At 65.7% G+C, this 16,042-nt stretch carries 15 protein-coding genes; 7 read left to right on the top strand and 8 right to left on the bottom strand.

Annotated features, from left to right (window positions below; all coding sequences use genetic code 11):
* The first annotated feature begins 22 nt into the window (after window positions 1–22).
* From B2246_RS26685 to B2246_RS26660, 6 genes are all read left to right on the top strand, one after another.
* The gene (locus B2246_RS26685) at window positions 23–1,288 is read left to right on the top strand and encodes a CaiB/BaiF CoA transferase family protein (RefSeq protein WP_286881271.1); all 1,266 of its coding nucleotides are present in this window, start codon (window positions 23–25) and stop codon (window positions 1,286–1,288) included.
* The gene (locus B2246_RS26680) at window positions 1,288–2,298 is read left to right on the top strand and encodes an NADPH:quinone oxidoreductase family protein (RefSeq protein ID WP_186425929.1); all 1,011 of its coding nucleotides are present in this window, start codon (window positions 1,288–1,290) and stop codon (window positions 2,296–2,298) included. The genes B2246_RS26685 and B2246_RS26680 overlap by 1 nt, the downstream gene beginning before the upstream one ends.
* Window positions 2,295–3,299 carry a Bug family tripartite tricarboxylate transporter substrate binding protein gene (locus B2246_RS26675; protein WP_035883765.1) on the top strand — a complete coding sequence of 335 codons (1,005 nt, stop codon included), beginning with the start codon at window positions 2,295–2,297 and terminating at the stop codon, window positions 3,297–3,299. The genes B2246_RS26680 and B2246_RS26675 overlap by 4 nt, the downstream gene beginning before the upstream one ends.
* Before the next feature lie 255 nt (window positions 3,300–3,554).
* Window positions 3,555–4,190: a response regulator transcription factor gene (locus B2246_RS26670; protein ID WP_286881273.1), complete on the top strand. Its 636-nt coding sequence runs from the start codon at window positions 3,555–3,557 to the stop codon at window positions 4,188–4,190.
* Between the two features lie 14 nt (window positions 4,191–4,204).
* Entirely contained in the window at window positions 4,205–5,980 is a 1,776-nt protein-coding gene (locus tag B2246_RS26665) for an ATP-binding response regulator (protein WP_186425911.1), read from the top strand.
* A 156-nt stretch (window positions 5,981–6,136) separates the two neighbouring features.
* Entirely contained in the window at window positions 6,137–7,588 is a 1,452-nt protein-coding gene (locus B2246_RS26660) for an aldehyde dehydrogenase family protein (RefSeq protein ID WP_286881274.1), read from the top strand.
* Between the two features lie 112 nt (window positions 7,589–7,700).
* On the opposite strand, the gene B2246_RS26655 is transcribed toward B2246_RS26660, so the two are convergent.
* Window positions 7,701–7,868, bottom strand: a complete 168-nt coding sequence (locus tag B2246_RS26655) for a hypothetical protein (RefSeq protein WP_008641438.1) — start codon at window positions 7,866–7,868, stop codon at window positions 7,701–7,703.
* Window positions 7,869–8,230: 362 nt separating this feature from the next.
* Between B2246_RS26655 and B2246_RS26650 the strand changes: the two genes are divergently transcribed.
* A complete protein-coding gene (locus B2246_RS26650) occupies window positions 8,231–8,446 on the top strand; it encodes a YdcH family protein (protein ID WP_008641439.1) in 216 nt (71 codons plus the stop codon).
* A gap of 105 nt (window positions 8,447–8,551) precedes the next feature.
* On the opposite strand, the gene B2246_RS26645 is transcribed toward B2246_RS26650, so the two are convergent.
* The 7 genes from B2246_RS26645 to B2246_RS26615 all read right to left on the bottom strand — a co-directional run bounded on the left by B2246_RS26645 (window position 8,552) and on the right by B2246_RS26615 (window position 16,041).
* Complete coding sequence (locus B2246_RS26645; RefSeq protein WP_035883800.1) at window positions 8,552–9,667, bottom strand: NADH:flavin oxidoreductase/NADH oxidase; 1,116 nt, start codon at window positions 9,665–9,667, stop codon at window positions 8,552–8,554.
* Window positions 9,668–9,816: 149 nt separating this feature from the next.
* A complete protein-coding gene (locus B2246_RS26640) occupies window positions 9,817–12,231 on the bottom strand; it encodes an acylase (protein ID WP_286881278.1) in 2,415 nt (804 codons plus the stop codon).
* A 201-nt stretch (window positions 12,232–12,432) separates the two neighbouring features.
* Window positions 12,433–13,065: a CDP-alcohol phosphatidyltransferase family protein gene (locus B2246_RS26635; RefSeq protein ID WP_008641445.1), complete on the bottom strand. Its 633-nt coding sequence runs from the start codon at window positions 13,063–13,065 to the stop codon at window positions 12,433–12,435.
* Between the two features lie 25 nt (window positions 13,066–13,090).
* Entirely contained in the window at window positions 13,091–13,381 is a 291-nt protein-coding gene (locus B2246_RS26630) for an antibiotic biosynthesis monooxygenase family protein (protein ID WP_186425907.1), read from the bottom strand.
* A gap of 102 nt (window positions 13,382–13,483) precedes the next feature.
* Window positions 13,484–13,948 (bottom strand): DUF2127 domain-containing protein, encoded by a 465-nt coding sequence (locus B2246_RS26625; protein WP_008641447.1) that lies wholly within the window; start codon window positions 13,946–13,948, stop codon window positions 13,484–13,486.
* 56 nt (window positions 13,949–14,004) lie between these two features.
* Window positions 14,005–14,409: a hypothetical protein gene (locus tag B2246_RS26620; protein ID WP_286881281.1), complete on the bottom strand. Its 405-nt coding sequence runs from the start codon at window positions 14,407–14,409 to the stop codon at window positions 14,005–14,007.
* 150 nt (window positions 14,410–14,559) lie between these two features.
* Entirely contained in the window at window positions 14,560–16,041 is a 1,482-nt protein-coding gene (locus B2246_RS26615; RefSeq protein ID WP_035883801.1) for an efflux transporter outer membrane subunit, read from the bottom strand.
* Between the last annotated feature and the right edge of the window lies 1 nt (window position 16,042).

Here is a 16,042-nt window from a genome sequence, read left to right as displayed (position 1 = left end):
GCTAAATCATGCCGAACCGCCCATGTCGAATGCCCTTGCCCCCACCCATCCAGCCGATGACGGCCTGCCCGACCTGCCCGGCGTGCTCGATCTGCCTGACCTACCTTTTGCCGGCCTGCGTGTGCTGGACATCAGCCAGGGCATCGCCGGCCCGTACTGCGCCCATATCCTCTGGCAGCAGGGCGCGGAGATCATCAAGGTCGAGCCGCCGTCCGGAGACTGGGGGCGCAAGGTCGGGGTCGTGCGTGGTGATACGAGCGCGCTGAGCATCGCGTACAACGGCGGCAAACGCAGCATCTGCGTGGACGCCACGGTCGAAGCTGGCAAGGAAGTCCTGCGCCAGCTGGCACTGCAGGCCGACGTGGTAGTACAGAACTTTCGCCCACAGGTAGCGGATCGGCTTGGCGTGGGCCATGCCGCGCTGGCGGCGCTGCGCCCCGAACTGGTCTATGTCTCGATCAGCGGCTACGGCCCGGATGGCCCCTACGCCGACTACCCGGCGTCCGACTCGGTGATGCAGGCCGACAGCGGGTTGATGTTCGCGAACCGTGGCATCGACGGAACGCCCCGCCGCATCGGCATGTTGCTGGCGGACGCCGCCACCGGCCTCTACGCGGCCCAGGCCTGCGCCGCCGCCTTGTGCCGGCGGTACCGCACCGGGCGCGGCGGCCATGTCGAACTGAATCTGTTCGACGCCTGCTGCGCGCTGCAGGCCAACAATCTCCTCGAGCACGCCATCGCGGGCCAGGCCGTTGCCGGCCCGGTCAGCGCGCCCAACGGGGTCTTTGCCACCAGTGACGGCAGTGTGACGCTGCTGGCCCTGAACGATGCGCAGTTCGCCAAGCTCTGTCACGCCCTCGACCGCGACGATTGGCTGGCTGACCCGCGCTTCGTCAACAACGCCAGTCGCATGGAACACGCGGCGCTGCTGAACCGGCAGGTCGGAGAAATCATCGTCACCCGCACGACCAGTGCGTGGCAGGAGCAGTTGAGCCGCCACGACGTGCTTCACGCCCCGGTCCGCAGCTATGCCGACGTGCTGCAGCACCCGCAGGCGGCGCACCGCCAGACATTCCAGTCGATCGAGCAACCAGGGCTGGGCGCTCTGCCCTTCGCCGGGATCCCCGCCCGGGACATGCGACGGCCCGCCGGGCCAGCACCCGAGAATGGCGAACACACTGTGGCGTTGCTGCAGGAAGCCGGTTTCGGCAGCCACGCCATCGACGAATGGTTGCGGCTAGGCGTGGTGCGACAGGCAACGGTCACGTCGGCGAAGGCGATTGCATGATGAAGGCGCTCGTATGCAAGCAGTTCGGCGGCGTCGAGGATGTGGAACTCGCGACCGTGCCCGAGCCCACCTTGGCCGACCCCCATGCGGTCACGATCGAAGTGGAGTTCGCCAGCGTCAGCCATGCCACCGGCCTGATGATCGCCGGCCAGTATCAGCGCCGCCCCCCGCTGCCATTCGTGCCCGGCACGGAAGCGGTGGGACGCGTGGTGGCCTGCGGCAAGGCCGTCACGCGACTGCGCCCAGGTGACCGGGTCGTAGCCATCGCCGACTGGGGCTGCTACGCGGAGCGATTCACGGTGCCTGAGTACACCGTCTACCCTGTCCCCGACTCGCTGCCGCCGAAGGTCGCGCTGCCGATCCCGCTCTCGTACGGCACCGCCTATTGCGGCCTGGTCTGGCGTTGCGCGCTGACGCCGCAGGACACCATGCTGGTGCTCGGCGCTGGCGCTGGCGTCGGACTCGCGGCGGTCGAGATCGGGCGGCAACTTGGCGCGACCGTGATTGCCTGCGCCAGCACCGAGGCAAAACGCGCCGACGCGCTGCGCCGCGGGGCCACGCACGCGGTTGCGCCCCAGGACCTCGCCGCTCAAGTCAAGGCACTCACCGGTGGCCGTGGCGCGGATGTGGTGGTGGACCCGGTCGGCGGCGACCTGTTCGCCCAGGCGCTGCGCGCGGCTGCGCCGAACGCGCGCATTCTCAGCATCGGCTTTGCCAGCGGGTCCATCCCGCAGGCGCCGGTCAACCTGCTGCTGGTCAAGAACCTGACACTGCACGGCTTCTTCTTCGGCCAATACATCGGCTGGACGCCGTCCGACGAGCGCGCCAAGCACGCCCCGGCGTTGCAGCAGGTCATGTCCACCCTGTTTCAGTGGGCTGCGGAAGGGAAGCTGGAGCCGACCGTGTCCGCTGTCTATCCGATCACCGGCCTGGGGGATGCCCTCGCCGCGCTGGAATCCCGCAAGGTTGTTGGCAAGGTGGCAATAAAAATCAAGGAGACAGAGACATGAATCATCCATCTACAAAGAAGCCGGCATGGTCACGGCTGCATGTTGCGCTGGCAATCGTGGCAACGGCCATCGCCATGCTGCCCGTCGGTGCGTCCGCGCAGACGTTTCCACAACATCCGGTACGCATGGTCTTGCCCTACCCTGCCGGCGGACCGACCGACCTGCTCGCGCGCGTGGTCGCCGTCAAGATGGGCGAGAGCATGGGCCAGAGCGTTGTCGTCGACAACAAGCCGGGGGCCAGCGGCATGATTGGCGCGGAAGCGGTCGCACGCGCCACGCCCGATGGCTACACGATCCTGGCCAATGCCTCGCTGCACGTGATCAACCCGAGCATCTACTCCAAGATGCGCTACGACGCGTTCAAGGACTTCGTTCCAATCACGCAACTGGCCGAGGTGCCGCTGGTACTGGTGGTCAACAACGACTCGCCGGTCAGGACCGTGCAGGACCTGATCGCGTACGCCAAGCGCCAGGGTGGCGCGCTCAACTTCGGCTCGGCCGGTAATGCATCGGCACAGCAACTGGCTGGCGAATCATTCAAGCTGGCGGCCAAGGTGCCGATGCAGCATGTGCCGTACAAAGGCAGCGCGCCGGCATTGACCGACCTGATGGGCGGACAGATCCAGCTGATGTTCGATTCGATGCCGTCGGCCATGCCGTTTATCAAGTCGGGCAAGCTGCGTGCCGTGGCGGTGACCACCGCGCACCGCGCCAGCGCCCTGCCTGACGTGCCCACCGTCGCCGAATCGGGCCTGCCGGGCTTCGACATCAGCACGTGGTATGGCCTGTGGGCGCCGCGCGGCACGCCGGCTCCGATCGTCGAAAAGCTGGCCGCGAATGCCGCTGCCGCGCTGAAGCGCCCTGACGTGCGCCAGCAGTACGCCGACATGGGCGCCGAACCAGTCGGGTCCTCGCCGGCGGATTTCGCGCGGTACAACGTCTCCGAGGGCAAGAAGTGGGCGGAGATCGTGCATCGCTCCGGCGCGAAGGCCGACGAATGATTCCAATCGGCATACTTCGCCGAGGCCAAAAAAATACCCGCTGCCGGGTGGAGCGGGTACTCAAAGTGGTATGGACAAGTCGCGGAATTCGTCCATGTCAGCATCGTGGCAGCGACTTTACGCGTTGCCAATAATCTTTCCGGACTACCCCAAATGCGGGGCAACGCCGGAAAGACGGCCGGGGGGTAAGCATCATGGACAAGCACGCTGGAATCGAGTCCAATCGTCCTTGTCTGTCGCCCCCCGCACTTTCTCATGTCGCAAGCCCGGCTTCTGTTGATCGATGACCACACGCTGTTCCGCACCGGACTGAAGCTGTTGCTGGCCGCCAGCCCGAACGTCGCGTCGATCATGGAGGCGGGGTCGGTCATGGAGGCCACCGAGGCGCATGGCGACAAGCCCGTCGATATCCTGTTGCTGGATATCCAGATGCCTGGGCTGAATGGCATCGAGGGCATCAAGGTGCTCCGTCGGCATTTCTCCCGCGCACCGATCGTGATCGTCTCCGGCACGTCTGGCATCGACGCGATCCCCGACGAAGCACGCAAGGAAGTCGCCGGTTTCCTGCCGAAATCCGCCGACCCGCGCGAGATCGAGGAAGCAATTGCCTGCTGCCTGGCGGGCGGCACGTACTTTCCGACCGAACAGCCCTGCGACTGCTTCCCCCAGACCCGGGCCTACAGGCCCAGCCAGCTCACACCGCGCCAGCTCGAGGTCCTGAACCAGCTCAATCTGGGGCGTTCGAACAAGGTCATCGCTTATCACCTCGGTTTGTCGGAAAACACCGTACGCGTGCACGTGGCGGCGATTCTCGACCACCTCGGCGTGGTCAGCCGCGTGGAAGCCATTCTCGAAGCCCAGCGCCGCGGTCTGGTGCAGGCACAACGCTGACGCCCACGCCCGGCATGTGGCCCTCCTTGCTGCCTCACTATGACGAGCCGCGCCTGCTTGCGGCGCAGATGGAGCTGATCGACCAGAGCTTCGGCATCGCGATGCTTGGCTGCTCGCTTGCAGCCATCATCCTGGCAGTCGGCCTGACGGTCACGGGTGGACACCCCGGCGCCATGCCATGGGCCGCGTCGATGGTCGTGCTCTGCGCCATCGCCCATTTCGGCCGGCTGGCCGTGCCCGACCGTCTGACCGAGGCTCGCGCGGGACGCTACGCGCGCGCCATGACCGTCATGCTGGTGCTGATCGGCAGCCTGTGGGGACTGGTAGCCTGGCTCTACCTTGATATCCGGTCGCCCGCCGTGGTGATCTGTGTGCTGTCGCTGATTGCCGGCATGAGCGCGGCGGCGCTGGCGGTCTTCTCCACCTGCTTGCCGGTGGCCATCGGTTTCTTCATTCCCGCGATCCTGCCGGTGTGGATCGTATTCCTGCTCACGCGCGACATTGCCTACCTGCCGATGTTCTTTGGCACGCCGCTGTATCTGGTGGTGCTGCTGATCTTCGCGCGCAACTACTCGCGCGTGGCGCGTCATTCGATTGCGCTGCGTTTCGAGAATGTCGAACTGATCTCGCAGCTACGCGACCAGACCGCGCGCGCCGGTCACGCTTTGCGCGAGGCCGAGAACGCGAATCGCGCCAAGTCGGTGTTCCTGGCATCGGCCAGCCATGACCTGCGCCAGCCCCTGCATGCGCTGGGCTTGTTTCTCGTGTCGCTCGGGCGCACGCCGCTGGATACGCACCAGCGCCAGTTGCTGGACCACATCGAGGCGTCGTCCGGCGCGGCGCGGGAGATGCTCAACACGCTGCTCGATTTCTCGAAGCTCGAGGCCGGTGTGATCACCGCGCGGCCGCGCCCGTTCAGGCTCCAGCCGATGCTGCACAAGCTCGAGAACGAGTTCGCACCGCAGGCGAATGCGCGTGGACTGGTCTATCGCACCCGCGATACCACGGCCACGCTGTTCGGCGACCCGGCGCTGGTCGAACTGATCCTGCGTAACCTGATCGCCAACGCGATCCGCTACACGCACACCGGCGGCGTGCTGATCGCCTGCCGGCCCCGGCGCTTCCATGCCTCGATCGAGGTCTGGGATACCGGCATCGGTATTCCCGTCGCGCAGCACCGCGAGATCTTTCGCGAGTTCCACCAGCTCGGCAACCCGGAGCGCGACCAGCGCAAGGGGCTTGGGCTAGGTCTGGCTATCGTCGACGGGTTGGCGCGCACGATGCAGACCCGCGTAACACTGGATTCGATAGCGGAACGCGGCTCGGTATTCCGTCTGCAACTGCCACTGGCCTGGGGCGCGCCCGAGGAAGTCACGTTCCCCGGCAGCGTGATCCGCCTGGATGGTCTGCGCGTGCTTGTCATCGACGACGATCCGGCAATCCGCCAGGCAATGGCCGAACTGCTGGCGGCCTGGGATTGCGACTGCCGGCCCGCCGAATCCGAGGACGAGGCGCTGGCCCTGCTCGACACCTTCGCCCCCGACCTGATCCTGGCCGACTACCGGCTGCGCGGCCATCGCACCGGCCACGAAGCCATCGCCGCGATCCGCGAGCGCACCGGCCAGGCGCTGCCGGCCATCATCATCACCGGCGACACAGCGGCAGATCAGCTCCGCAACGTCCACGCGGGTGGCACCGCGCTGCTGCACAAGCCCGTGGTCCCGGGCGAACTCCATTCGGCCATTGGCGCCCTGCTCCGGGGCTCCGAATGGTATCGGGTCCAACAATAAGCATCAGCCATATTCATGCATTAAAAGCATGAATAGATCAGTCCTATTAATTGGACTTAGGTCTGGCGGCCCACCACACTGCAAGGCACTGCGGGCCTGATTCCCTCGGCCAACGCGCACGTCATTTCAAACCATGACTCAAGCGAGGAGCCTTCCATGACCGCCACACGCCCCGACTTGCCGAAGCACGATATGCTGATCGACGGCAAGCGGCTGCCCCCCGGCAGCGGTGAGTATTCCACCGACATCAACCCCGCCACCGAGGAACCCATCGCGCTGGTGGCGCAAGGCAGCGCCGCTGACGTCGACACCGCCGTGCAGGCCGCCCGCGCGGCACTCAAGGGCTGGGCGGGCATGCGCGCCGCCGATCGCGGCCGCATCCTCAACCGGTTCGCCGACCTGCTGGAAGCCCATGCCGAGGAACTGATCACGCTGGAGAGCCTGGATGCCGGCAAGCCGCTGGCGGCCGTCCGTCGGCAGGATCTGCCCGCGGTTATCGACACCGTGCGGTACTACGCGGGCTGGTGCGACAAGATCCACGGCGCGGTGATTCCAACGCGGCCGGACGCGCTGACCTACACGGTGCGCGAGCCTGTCGGCGTCGTTGCGGCCATCATCCCGTGGAATTTCCCGCTGATGATCGGCATGTGGAAGATCGCGCCCGCCCTGGCCTGCGGTTGCACGCTGATCGTGAAGCCCGCCGAGATTACGCCACTGACAGCCCTGCGCGTGGCCGAACTGGCGCTGGAGGCCGGCGTGCCGCCGGGCGTCTTCAACGTCGTCACCGGCAAGGGCAGCGTGGTGGGCAATGCGCTGGTTGCGCACCCGGGAATCGACAAGGTGACGTTCACGGGATCGCCCGGGGTCGGGCGCGGGATCATGCAGGGCGCGGCCGCCAACTTCAAGCGCGTCACGCTGGAACTGGGCGGGAAGTCCGCCAACGTGATCTTTGCCGATGCCGACATCGATGCGGCCACGCGTGCCGCGGCATCCGGAATCTTCTTCAACTCGGGGCAGGTCTGCTCGGCCGGGTCACGCATCCTGGCGCAGCGCAAGGTGTACGACGAAGTGGTGGAAAGGCTGACTGCCCGCGCCCGCGCGATACGGGTCGGCGATCCGGCCTCGCCGGACACGACGATGGGCCCCGTCGTCTCGGCGGCGCAGATGAAGACCGTGCTCGACTATGTGGAAATCGGCAAGCGAGAAGGCGCCAGCGCGGTGACCGGCGGCGCGCGCATCGGCCAGCGCGGCTTCTTCGTCGAGCCAACCGTGTTCGCGAACGTCGAGCACGAAATGCGGATCTCGCAGGAAGAGATCTTTGGCCCGGTGGCCAGCGTGATTCCATTCGAAGACGACGCCGATGCCGTGCGCATCGCCAATGGCACCGCGTTCAGCCTGGCCGCTGGGGTATGGAGCGCGGACATCGCGCGCGTGCACAAGGTAGCCGGGGAATTGCGGGCGGGCACGGTGTGGATCAACACGTACGGCTATACCGACGTGCGTCTGCCCTGGGGCGGCGCCGGCGACTCCGGACTCGGCCGCGAGCACGGTGACGCCGCCATCGAGAACTTCACCGAACCGAAGGCAATCTGGCTTTCGCTGCGATAAGACGAGCGCTGACACAGCAGCGCACGCCGCAGTAGCGCACAAGTAGCGCGTGCGCATGACGCATCCCCGCCCGATTCACATGGGCGGGGTTTTTGTCGCAGATACGCGGCTGTCAGCCAATCATCCGCATTGGCAACAGCGAGTAGACGACCGTGAGCACGCCGACCACCGCCGGCGAAACATACTTCAGCGCGATGCTCTGCGACTGCACGCCAAGATAGGCGTACATGCAGATCAGCAGCATGGCGCAAACGAAGACGAGGCCGTCATAGACTTGCATGGATGTCTCCCAGAGTTCGTTCTTCGACTACTTCTGTGAAGGCGGGCCTGCACGTGGGGGGGGGGAGCCCGTCTCTACTGCCCAACGCAATCTATTAAGGCCATGGTCGCGCTTGTCGCCCTGGGGCGACAATCATGGTAATCCCTTCGTTTCTGGCATTTTTCGATGTTGCGGCGCGGCACTTCGTGGCGCCGGAATCACCGCTTTCCGCGTCGGGAAAAGTCAAGGAGGCATTGTGCGGGCGCGCAGCGGCGACAGCTCGCCCGGTGTGGCGTGATCGATATCAAACAGCACCCGTCGCGACATGCCTAGAATCAAACATAGCCTTGCCCATCCATTGATCCATCGCAGGAGAGTTGCCAATGTTTCCGGAATATCGCGAACAGATTTCCATGCTCAAGGTGCATGACGCCCATTTCGCCCGGCTGTTCGACATGCACAACGATCTGGACCAGAAGATCCTGAACATGGAGGCGGGTCTGGACCCCGCCACACCGCTGGAGATCGAGAGGCTGAAGAAGGAAAAACTGCGGATCAAGGACGAGCTCTACGCGATTCTGCGCAAGACGCGCCCTTGATATTGATCTGACACCTCGGATCCAAAAACCATAAAGAACAAAGCGGGAAGGCAGCATCTACCTTCCCGCTTTTACGTTCCCGGCCAGCCGCTCAACGGCCGTTCATCAACGCTGGCCGAAGTGCGCGTCCCTGAACAGCTTTTCCAGCCCGCGCGGCTGCGAGCGCCAATACTGCTTCGGCGCATTGACGCTGGCGCCAAGCTTGGCCGCCGCGTGCCACGGCCAGCGCGGGTCGTACAGCATCGCGCGGGCGATCGAGATAATGTCCGCCTCATTGTTGGCGATGATCGCTTCGGCCTGTTCGGCCTCGGTGATCAGCCCGACCGCCATCGTCGGCAACCCCACCTCCGCCTTGACGCGTTGCGCGTAAGGCACCTGGTATCCCGGGCCAATCTTGATGGCCTGCTGCGGCGACACGCCGCCCGTGCTCACATGCACCGCCGCACTGCCACGCGCCTTCAGTTCATGCGATAGCGCGATCGTCCCCTCGATGTCCCATCCGTTCGGCACCCAGTCGGTGGCGGAGACGCGCATCCAGACCGGACGTTCGGCCGGGAACGCCTCTCGCACGGCTTCGAACACTTCCAGCGGGAAGCGCATCCGGTTCTCGAGGCTGCCACCGTACTCGTCCGTACGGTGATTGGCGATGGGCGAAAGAAACTGGTGCAGCAGATAGCCGTGAGCGCCATGCACTTCGATGCCTTCGATACCCAGGCGAGCCGCACGCTTGGCAGCCGCGACGAAGTCGTCGCGAATCTTCTTCATACCGGCCTTGTCGAGCGCGGCCGGCGGGACTTCTCCCGCCGCATGTGGCACTGCCGATGGCGCGAAGGTCTGCCAGCCTCGCGGCTGGTCGGGCCGAATCTGGCCACCGCCGTCCCACGGCGCTTCGCTCGATGCCTTGCGGCCAGCATGGGCAAGCTGGATGGTCACCGCGATGGGCGAATGGTTGCGCACGGCGTCTAGCACGCGGCCCAGCGCAGCTTCATTGGCATCGTTGTACAGGCCAAGGTCGGCCGGCGTGATGCGGCCTTCAGGCGATACCGCGGTGGCTTCGATGATAAGCAGGCCCGCTCCGGACAGCGCCATCTGGCCGAGGTGAATCATGTGCCAGTCGGTGGCATTGCCTTCCTGTGCCGAGTACTGGCACATCGGCGCGATGGCGATGCGGTTGGCAAGCTCGAGATTGCCGATCCGGTATGGATCGAAGAGATGAGGCATGAGGGCCATCCTTGCGGGGGTGTTCTGGTCCGGGCGATTGTAGTCGCCACTGAAAAACCCTGCTGACCCTGCCGGCGGCATGGGATACGGCCCTGGCCGCCCCCATATCACCTTATGCCGCCGGCATACGGCTACGTCACCAAGCTACGTCACTGGCTCAGCTTGGTGACGCTCAGTTGCGGATCCGCCGCGATGGCCTGCTCCGAGAACGGCAGCGAAATCCAGCGCTTGGCCGAGAACTGCCGCATCTGGTCCCAGGCATGGGGCGAAGCCGGGTCGATCGACTGGCCGTAGACCAGCAGCGCCTGCGCCACCGGCCCATTGGCATCGAAACCCACGGTCTGCACATAGCTCGTTCCGAAGAACACCTTCAGGCCATCGGCCGACACCGGCTGGCTCTGGAGCTTGTTCAGCACGCCCTCGTACTCCTCCCCACCGTGCAGCGGAATCAGACCGTTGGGCGACTTCGCGGCCTGCACCTCGCCAAGCGGGGCATCCAGCGCGAAGCCAGCCTTGCGCATGGCCCCCACGGCATCCTTGAGCGCCTTCAGCACGGCCGCGTTCACCGCAGCGTCCTGCATGCGCAGGCCTCGCGGCGTGTTGACCGGATCTGCAGGATTGAAGGCGATGGCATACACATTCGGAATGACGTGCGCGCGCATCCAGAACTCGCGGAACAGCGGCGCGGCCCGGCTTTCCAGATTGCTGCGGCGATCCCACTTGCCCAGCGCCGTGCACCCGTCACGCAGATCGCTGTCGCCCTGAACAGCCTTGGTGCGGCAGGCCCGCAACAGGTCGTCCAGCACAAGCTCTGCAGCCAGATTGCGATCTCGGAACAGCACCGTCTGCAGGTTCTGGATGTCGAATCGGTTGCCCGGCAGGCCGTCCACACCGTTCAGGCGCTTGCCGATCTCCATCAAGCCAACACGCGTGCGCAAGCGCTGCGGCACCGCCTGCGGCCCGAGCACCGGCGAGAAGCCCTCCATCTTCTGCGCGGGATTCGCCAGCCACGAGCTGTCATTGCTGTTGGCCACAAAGTCGTCGCGTTCCAGCACCGGCATGGCCGATGGCGGGACCAGACCTGGCACCGGTGACGCCGGGTCGACGGTCCAGTTGCAGGCACCACGCGAGCCGTCGAGCAGCACCATGCCCGTGCCGGCCATCAGCTTCTTCGCCAGCACGGCACCGTCTCCGGCCGGCGCGCAGCTTTCCAGCATCGAGGTCGAGACATTGGGGGTAACCGAGACATCGGCAAACATCGCGCGGCCCGAACGGTCGGTGGCAATCGTGTTGACCCACGGAATGCCCAGGTTGCCGATCGCGGTGCGGATCTCGCCCACGTTATGCGCCCGCGCGATATCGAGCCACGTGTCGATCGAGCGCGTGTTGTTCTGGTTGGCGTCCCGCAGCGTGTAAGCCTTCTGCGCCGTCCACGGCAGCCCTGCCTGCGGCATGGCCACGACCGGACCGTACTCGGTCATGTAGAACGTATGCGAACGCTGCTCGGTACGGCCATCAGCCAGCTTTGCCGCATAGCTGACCGTCTTGGTGGTCATCTTGCGCGGCTTGCCGTCGATCAGATAGGTGGTCGGATCTCCATCGGCCAGCTTCAGCTCGAACAGCGTGAAGCGGCGCGCTGTGGAAACGGTATGCGTCCAGGCCACGTCCTTGTTGAAGCCGATGCTGATGATCGGGAACGAGGCAATCGACGCGCCCATGACGTCGAGCTTGCCCGGCACCGTCAGGTGCGCCTGATAGAAGCGGTTGGTGGTCGTCCAGGGGAAGTGCGGGTTGCCGAGCAGCAGGCCGGAGCCATCTGCCGTGGCAGCCTTGCCAAACGCCCAGCCGTTGCTGCCGATCGGCGGATCGAGCAGTTGCAGGTCGCGGTTCACCGCCTCGAAATCGATCGCGGCGATATCGACACGTGCGGTCAACGCGGTGGACTTGGCGGCGGACTTGGTGACCTGAGGCGGCGCTGCCGCGACGATGCCTGCCGCGAGCGCGCCGGCGCTGGCCTGAATACTCTTTTCCTCGGCAAGCCGCGCCATGTCGAGTGCCGTGATCGGGCGAACCCACGCCGCATCGCGGCAGGCCGCCGGGCGCTTCGACGGCGGCGTATCGCGCAGGTAGCGGTTGTAGCCGGCGATATAGCCACGCAGCAGTTCATGCGCTTCGGGCGATTGCTTCGCCGCGCTGGCCTGCAAGGCATCGTCGTCGAGAATGCCGCGGAAGAACGCATCGGCGTCCGCATTGCGCATCGGCTTGAAGGACACCTCGGTGGTGCCATCCGGCCCGAACGTCGCCGAACGCTCACCGCTGACCGTCACCATCTGGCTGGCCATCAGGCAGACGTTGTCCTGCGCATAGGCGTACGCCATGCCGAAGGCGACGCTGGCGTAGTCGTTGGCGCGGATGTGGGGAATGCCGTAGGACGTGCGGCGGATTTCGGCGCTGAGGCCCTGCTCGCTCCAGTTACCGTTGCCAGTGGCGCAACCGCTCAAGGCCGCAGCCGCCAGCGTGGCCGTGCCAAGCACGACCGCGCCGCGCGCAATGCGTGGGGTCATCTGTCTCTCTCCTGTTTGCTTTGTTGTCGTTGTGGCTGCGGCGGGCAATCTCGCGCACCGCGAGCCATCGGCAATGGTCAGGCAAACCGGGGGGTGACAGATAGAGCCTATCCCGCCAGATGGCGTGCCGATACCGCCACCGATACCGCCACCATTACCGCCACCATGGGCAGCCTGACGACACTCGCGGGAGAAAGACGATCAGATCTTAGGAATACGGAGGGTCTTCGAGATCATCAGCGAGCCCGACAGCACGAATAGCAGCGCCATCGGATGCAGCGTGCCGGGGCCAATCTCCCACGCGCCACCGAACAGCGCATCGCCGATCCCGCCCTGGGATGCGCACCAGGCCAGCACGCCAGTCAGCACGACACTGGTCGGAATCGGTGTGCCCTCGAAGTATTTGACCTTGCCGGTGCCCTCGGCCATCGACTCGGCGGTGACATTGAATCGGGCAAGACGGCTCACGCCGCAGCAGACGAAGTAGATCAGCGCCACCAGATCCCAGCCGCCGCGCATGCCGGCCGCAAACGCCAGCGTGGCCGGGCCGACGCCGAACGAGATGATGTCGGAGAGCGAGTCTAGCTCCCGGCCGAGCGCCGAATGCGCGTGGCGCCAGCGGGCAATGCGTCCGTCGAGCACATCGAAGATGAACGCGGCAGGCGCCAGCGCCGCCGCGATATAGAAAGTCCGGAGCGAAGGCTCCGCCACGAAGAACATGGCGAAGAACACCGAACCCATGCCGCACGCCGCGTTGGCCAGCGTGAAGAAATCGGCCAGTTGCAGATCGCGCAGCATCGAGAAATGCCGGGGGCGCGGTTGAGGCGTCGACATGGAATCGGTCCGGTTGAAGCAGTGATCAGATGACGGTATTAACGTGATGCACCTGCGGCGGCGCGACGAAGCAGTCCCCCACGAGCTTGCGCCAGGCCTGGAAGTCGTCCGACTCACGGAAATGGACCATATGGTCTTCCACGGTCTCCCACGCCACCACCAGCGTGTAGCGCGACGGCTCCTCGATCGAACGCTGCAGGTTCAGGCCGTGGCAGCCGCGGGCGCGCAGGAACAGCGGCTTGGCTTGCGCCACGCCGGCCTCGAACTGGGCTTCCATGCCGGGCTTGATGGTGATCTGGGCGATTTCGTGAATCATGATGGGTCTCTCTTCAGGTTCTTCGTCGACGGGAGTCTGATACGGTGCGCGGCGCCGGCGTGCGCCACATGGCGTCTACCTTAGCAGATTCGCATGGCTGGCTCAGCCACTGACCTTGTGCCGGGCCAGGCCTTGCGCAAGATAAACGACCACCAGCGCATTCGCAATGGCCAGGCCGCCGTGCAGCCATGTGGGATGCCGGATCGCCTCGTAAAGCTCCACTGGAATATAGATGGCACCGGACCAGACACCGATCCAGTTACCCCACGCCAGCCCCCGCCACAGGCCATAGGCCTCGGCAAACCGCATCAGCGCGTAGACGAACGCGGACCCGCCGATGGCCCAGAGACGGCCATCGCCTGGGTTCGCCAGCAAGGACAGGAAGATGGTGGGATAGTGGCTGGCGGGATTGATGTGTATCCGCCGGATGATGGTCTCGGCGATTTCCTGCGCATCATGGTGCAGCAGCGCCATCAGGCCGACACCGGCCAGGATGACGAGCGCCCCCTTGGCGGCTTCGAACAGTGCAATACCCTTGAGCCCCAGTGGCGAGCCGGAGTGAGCCATGGCGGAATCGATGAAATGTGCGAAGCCGCCATTGTGCTGTCATCCGGGCGGCGGCGCTAGCGTCCGCCCTGCCGTTCGACCATCGGTCCGTTTGCGTTGATATTGCCGGCGGCCTCCAGGGCGCCATTCACGGTCAAGGGGCCGTTGACGTATAGGTCGCCGTGCACCGCCATTGGCCCCTGCACGGTCAGCGGACCATGGAACACCTTGAGCAAGCCCTGGGAGGAAGGGCGGCCATAGCCGCCAGGCGAGGCAAACCAGTCTGCGGTGAGCGGGCCATTGGCGAAGACGTTGCCGTCAACGCGGAGCGTGCCCATGATGGTGGCCGGCCCTTCGACCCGCGCCGATCCGCCGACGATGATCGGGCCAGTGTTCGCCGGCTGCGCGTCGGCGGGCCATGACACCGTCATGCCAAATGCAACGGCGGCAACGGCGGCAACGGCGACAACGGCGACCGCCATCGCAAGCGGATTCGTACCGCTATGTGATCTTGTTCGATGTCGCATATGGGCCCTCCAAACGAAAGCTGGCGCGACGTTTCCAGTGTAGTGCTCCGGAAACGCCACGCCAGCGTGAAATTGCCGCCAAATGTTACCTGCGGCGTACGGCTCTCAGTTCTTCGCCACATTCTCCGGCAGAGGGCCCCAACCGCCACCGAGGCTACGCACGAGCGACACCGTTGCCGCCGCCCGCAGCCCGGCCACCGCATTGGCATCGCGTTGCGATTGCAGCACCGTGCGGTCGGCGTCGATCACAGTGAGGTAGTCCACCGCGCCCGCGTCATAGCGACTGCGCGAAGTGCGCTGCGCGCGCTTCGCGCCGGCCAATGCACTGTCCAGCGCCGTGCCCTGCTGGCTCAGCCAGCGTACGTCGGCCAGGCTGTCCTCTACCTCGCGGAACGCCACCAGCACGGTCTGGCGATATCGCGCCACGCTTTCCTCGTGCGCCGCGCGCGCGCCGGCCAGGTTCGAGCTGTTGCGGCCACCGTCGAACACGGTCTGGGCAACGGTGGAACCCACCAGCGGCCCAAGCAACCATGCGCGCGACGACCACTTGAACAGGTTCGAGATATCCGACGACTCGAAGCCGAACAGTGCCGTCAGCGAGATGCGTGGGAAGAACGCCGCCTTTGCCACACCGATCCGCGCGTTGGCAGCCGCCATCTGGCGTTCCGCCGCGGCGATATCGGGGCGACGTTCGAGCAGTTCCGACGGCAAGCCGGCGGGAACCGCAACCGGCGGCGTGTCGAACGGCCGCGCCGCCAGCGCGAACTGCGACGGCGACACTCCGGTCAGGACGGCCAGCGCGTGCTCCTGGTTGGCACGACGGCGCTCGATCCCAGCCAGATCGGCGCGGGCCGTGCCAAGCTCGGCCTCGGCGCGGGCCGGATCGAGATCGGTGGTTTCGCCCGCCTCGTAGCGCTTGCGCAGCAGCGTCAGCGCGTCCTCGCGCAGCTTGATCGTCGCGTTGAGCAGATCCCGGTCGCTATCGAGCGTGCGCAGCGCGAAGTACGCCTGCGCCGTATCGGCCTGCAGCGCGAGCTGCACCGAGCGATACAGGTCTTCGGCGCCCTGCTCGTCGGCGCGTGCTGCATTGACGCTGTTGGCCACGCGGCCGAAGAGATCAAGCTCGTAGTTGGCGATCAGACGCGCCTGGTACACGGTCTGCGGCGGCACCCGCGTGCCATCGGGCAAGCCTTGCGAGGCTGCCGAAAGCTGCGCGCGCGTCGGGCTGAACCCCGCGCTCAATTGCGGATACAGGTCCGCCTCGGTCGCCCCCGTGAAGGCACGCGCCTGCTTCAGACGCGCCGCAGCCGCAGCGAGGTCCTGGTTGTAGGTGTTGGCCGCGTCGATCAGGCGATCGAGATCGGCGTCGCCGAAGACCTTCCACCATTCACCGCGATGCTGGCCTTCGGCCGGTGTCGCGGTCTTCCATTGCGCGCCTTCCGCAGCGGCGGCTTCGGCTTCCTTGAACGTCGATGCGGTGGGCGTCTCGGGCACCTTGTAAGTCGGCGCCAGCGAGCAGCCCGCCAGCACCAGCGCGGCGGCCAGCATACCCAGCTTCGGCAAGACCAGCTTCATTGCGTTATTCATT

Origin of the sequence: Cupriavidus sp. UBA2010, from assembly GCF_002335265.1 — a bacterium.
GTDB classification, from domain to species: domain Bacteria; phylum Pseudomonadota; class Gammaproteobacteria; order Burkholderiales; family Burkholderiaceae; genus Cupriavidus; species Cupriavidus metallidurans.
Note: the sequence above shows the minus strand (reverse complement) of the source record. Positions and strands in the feature narration are given on the sequence as shown.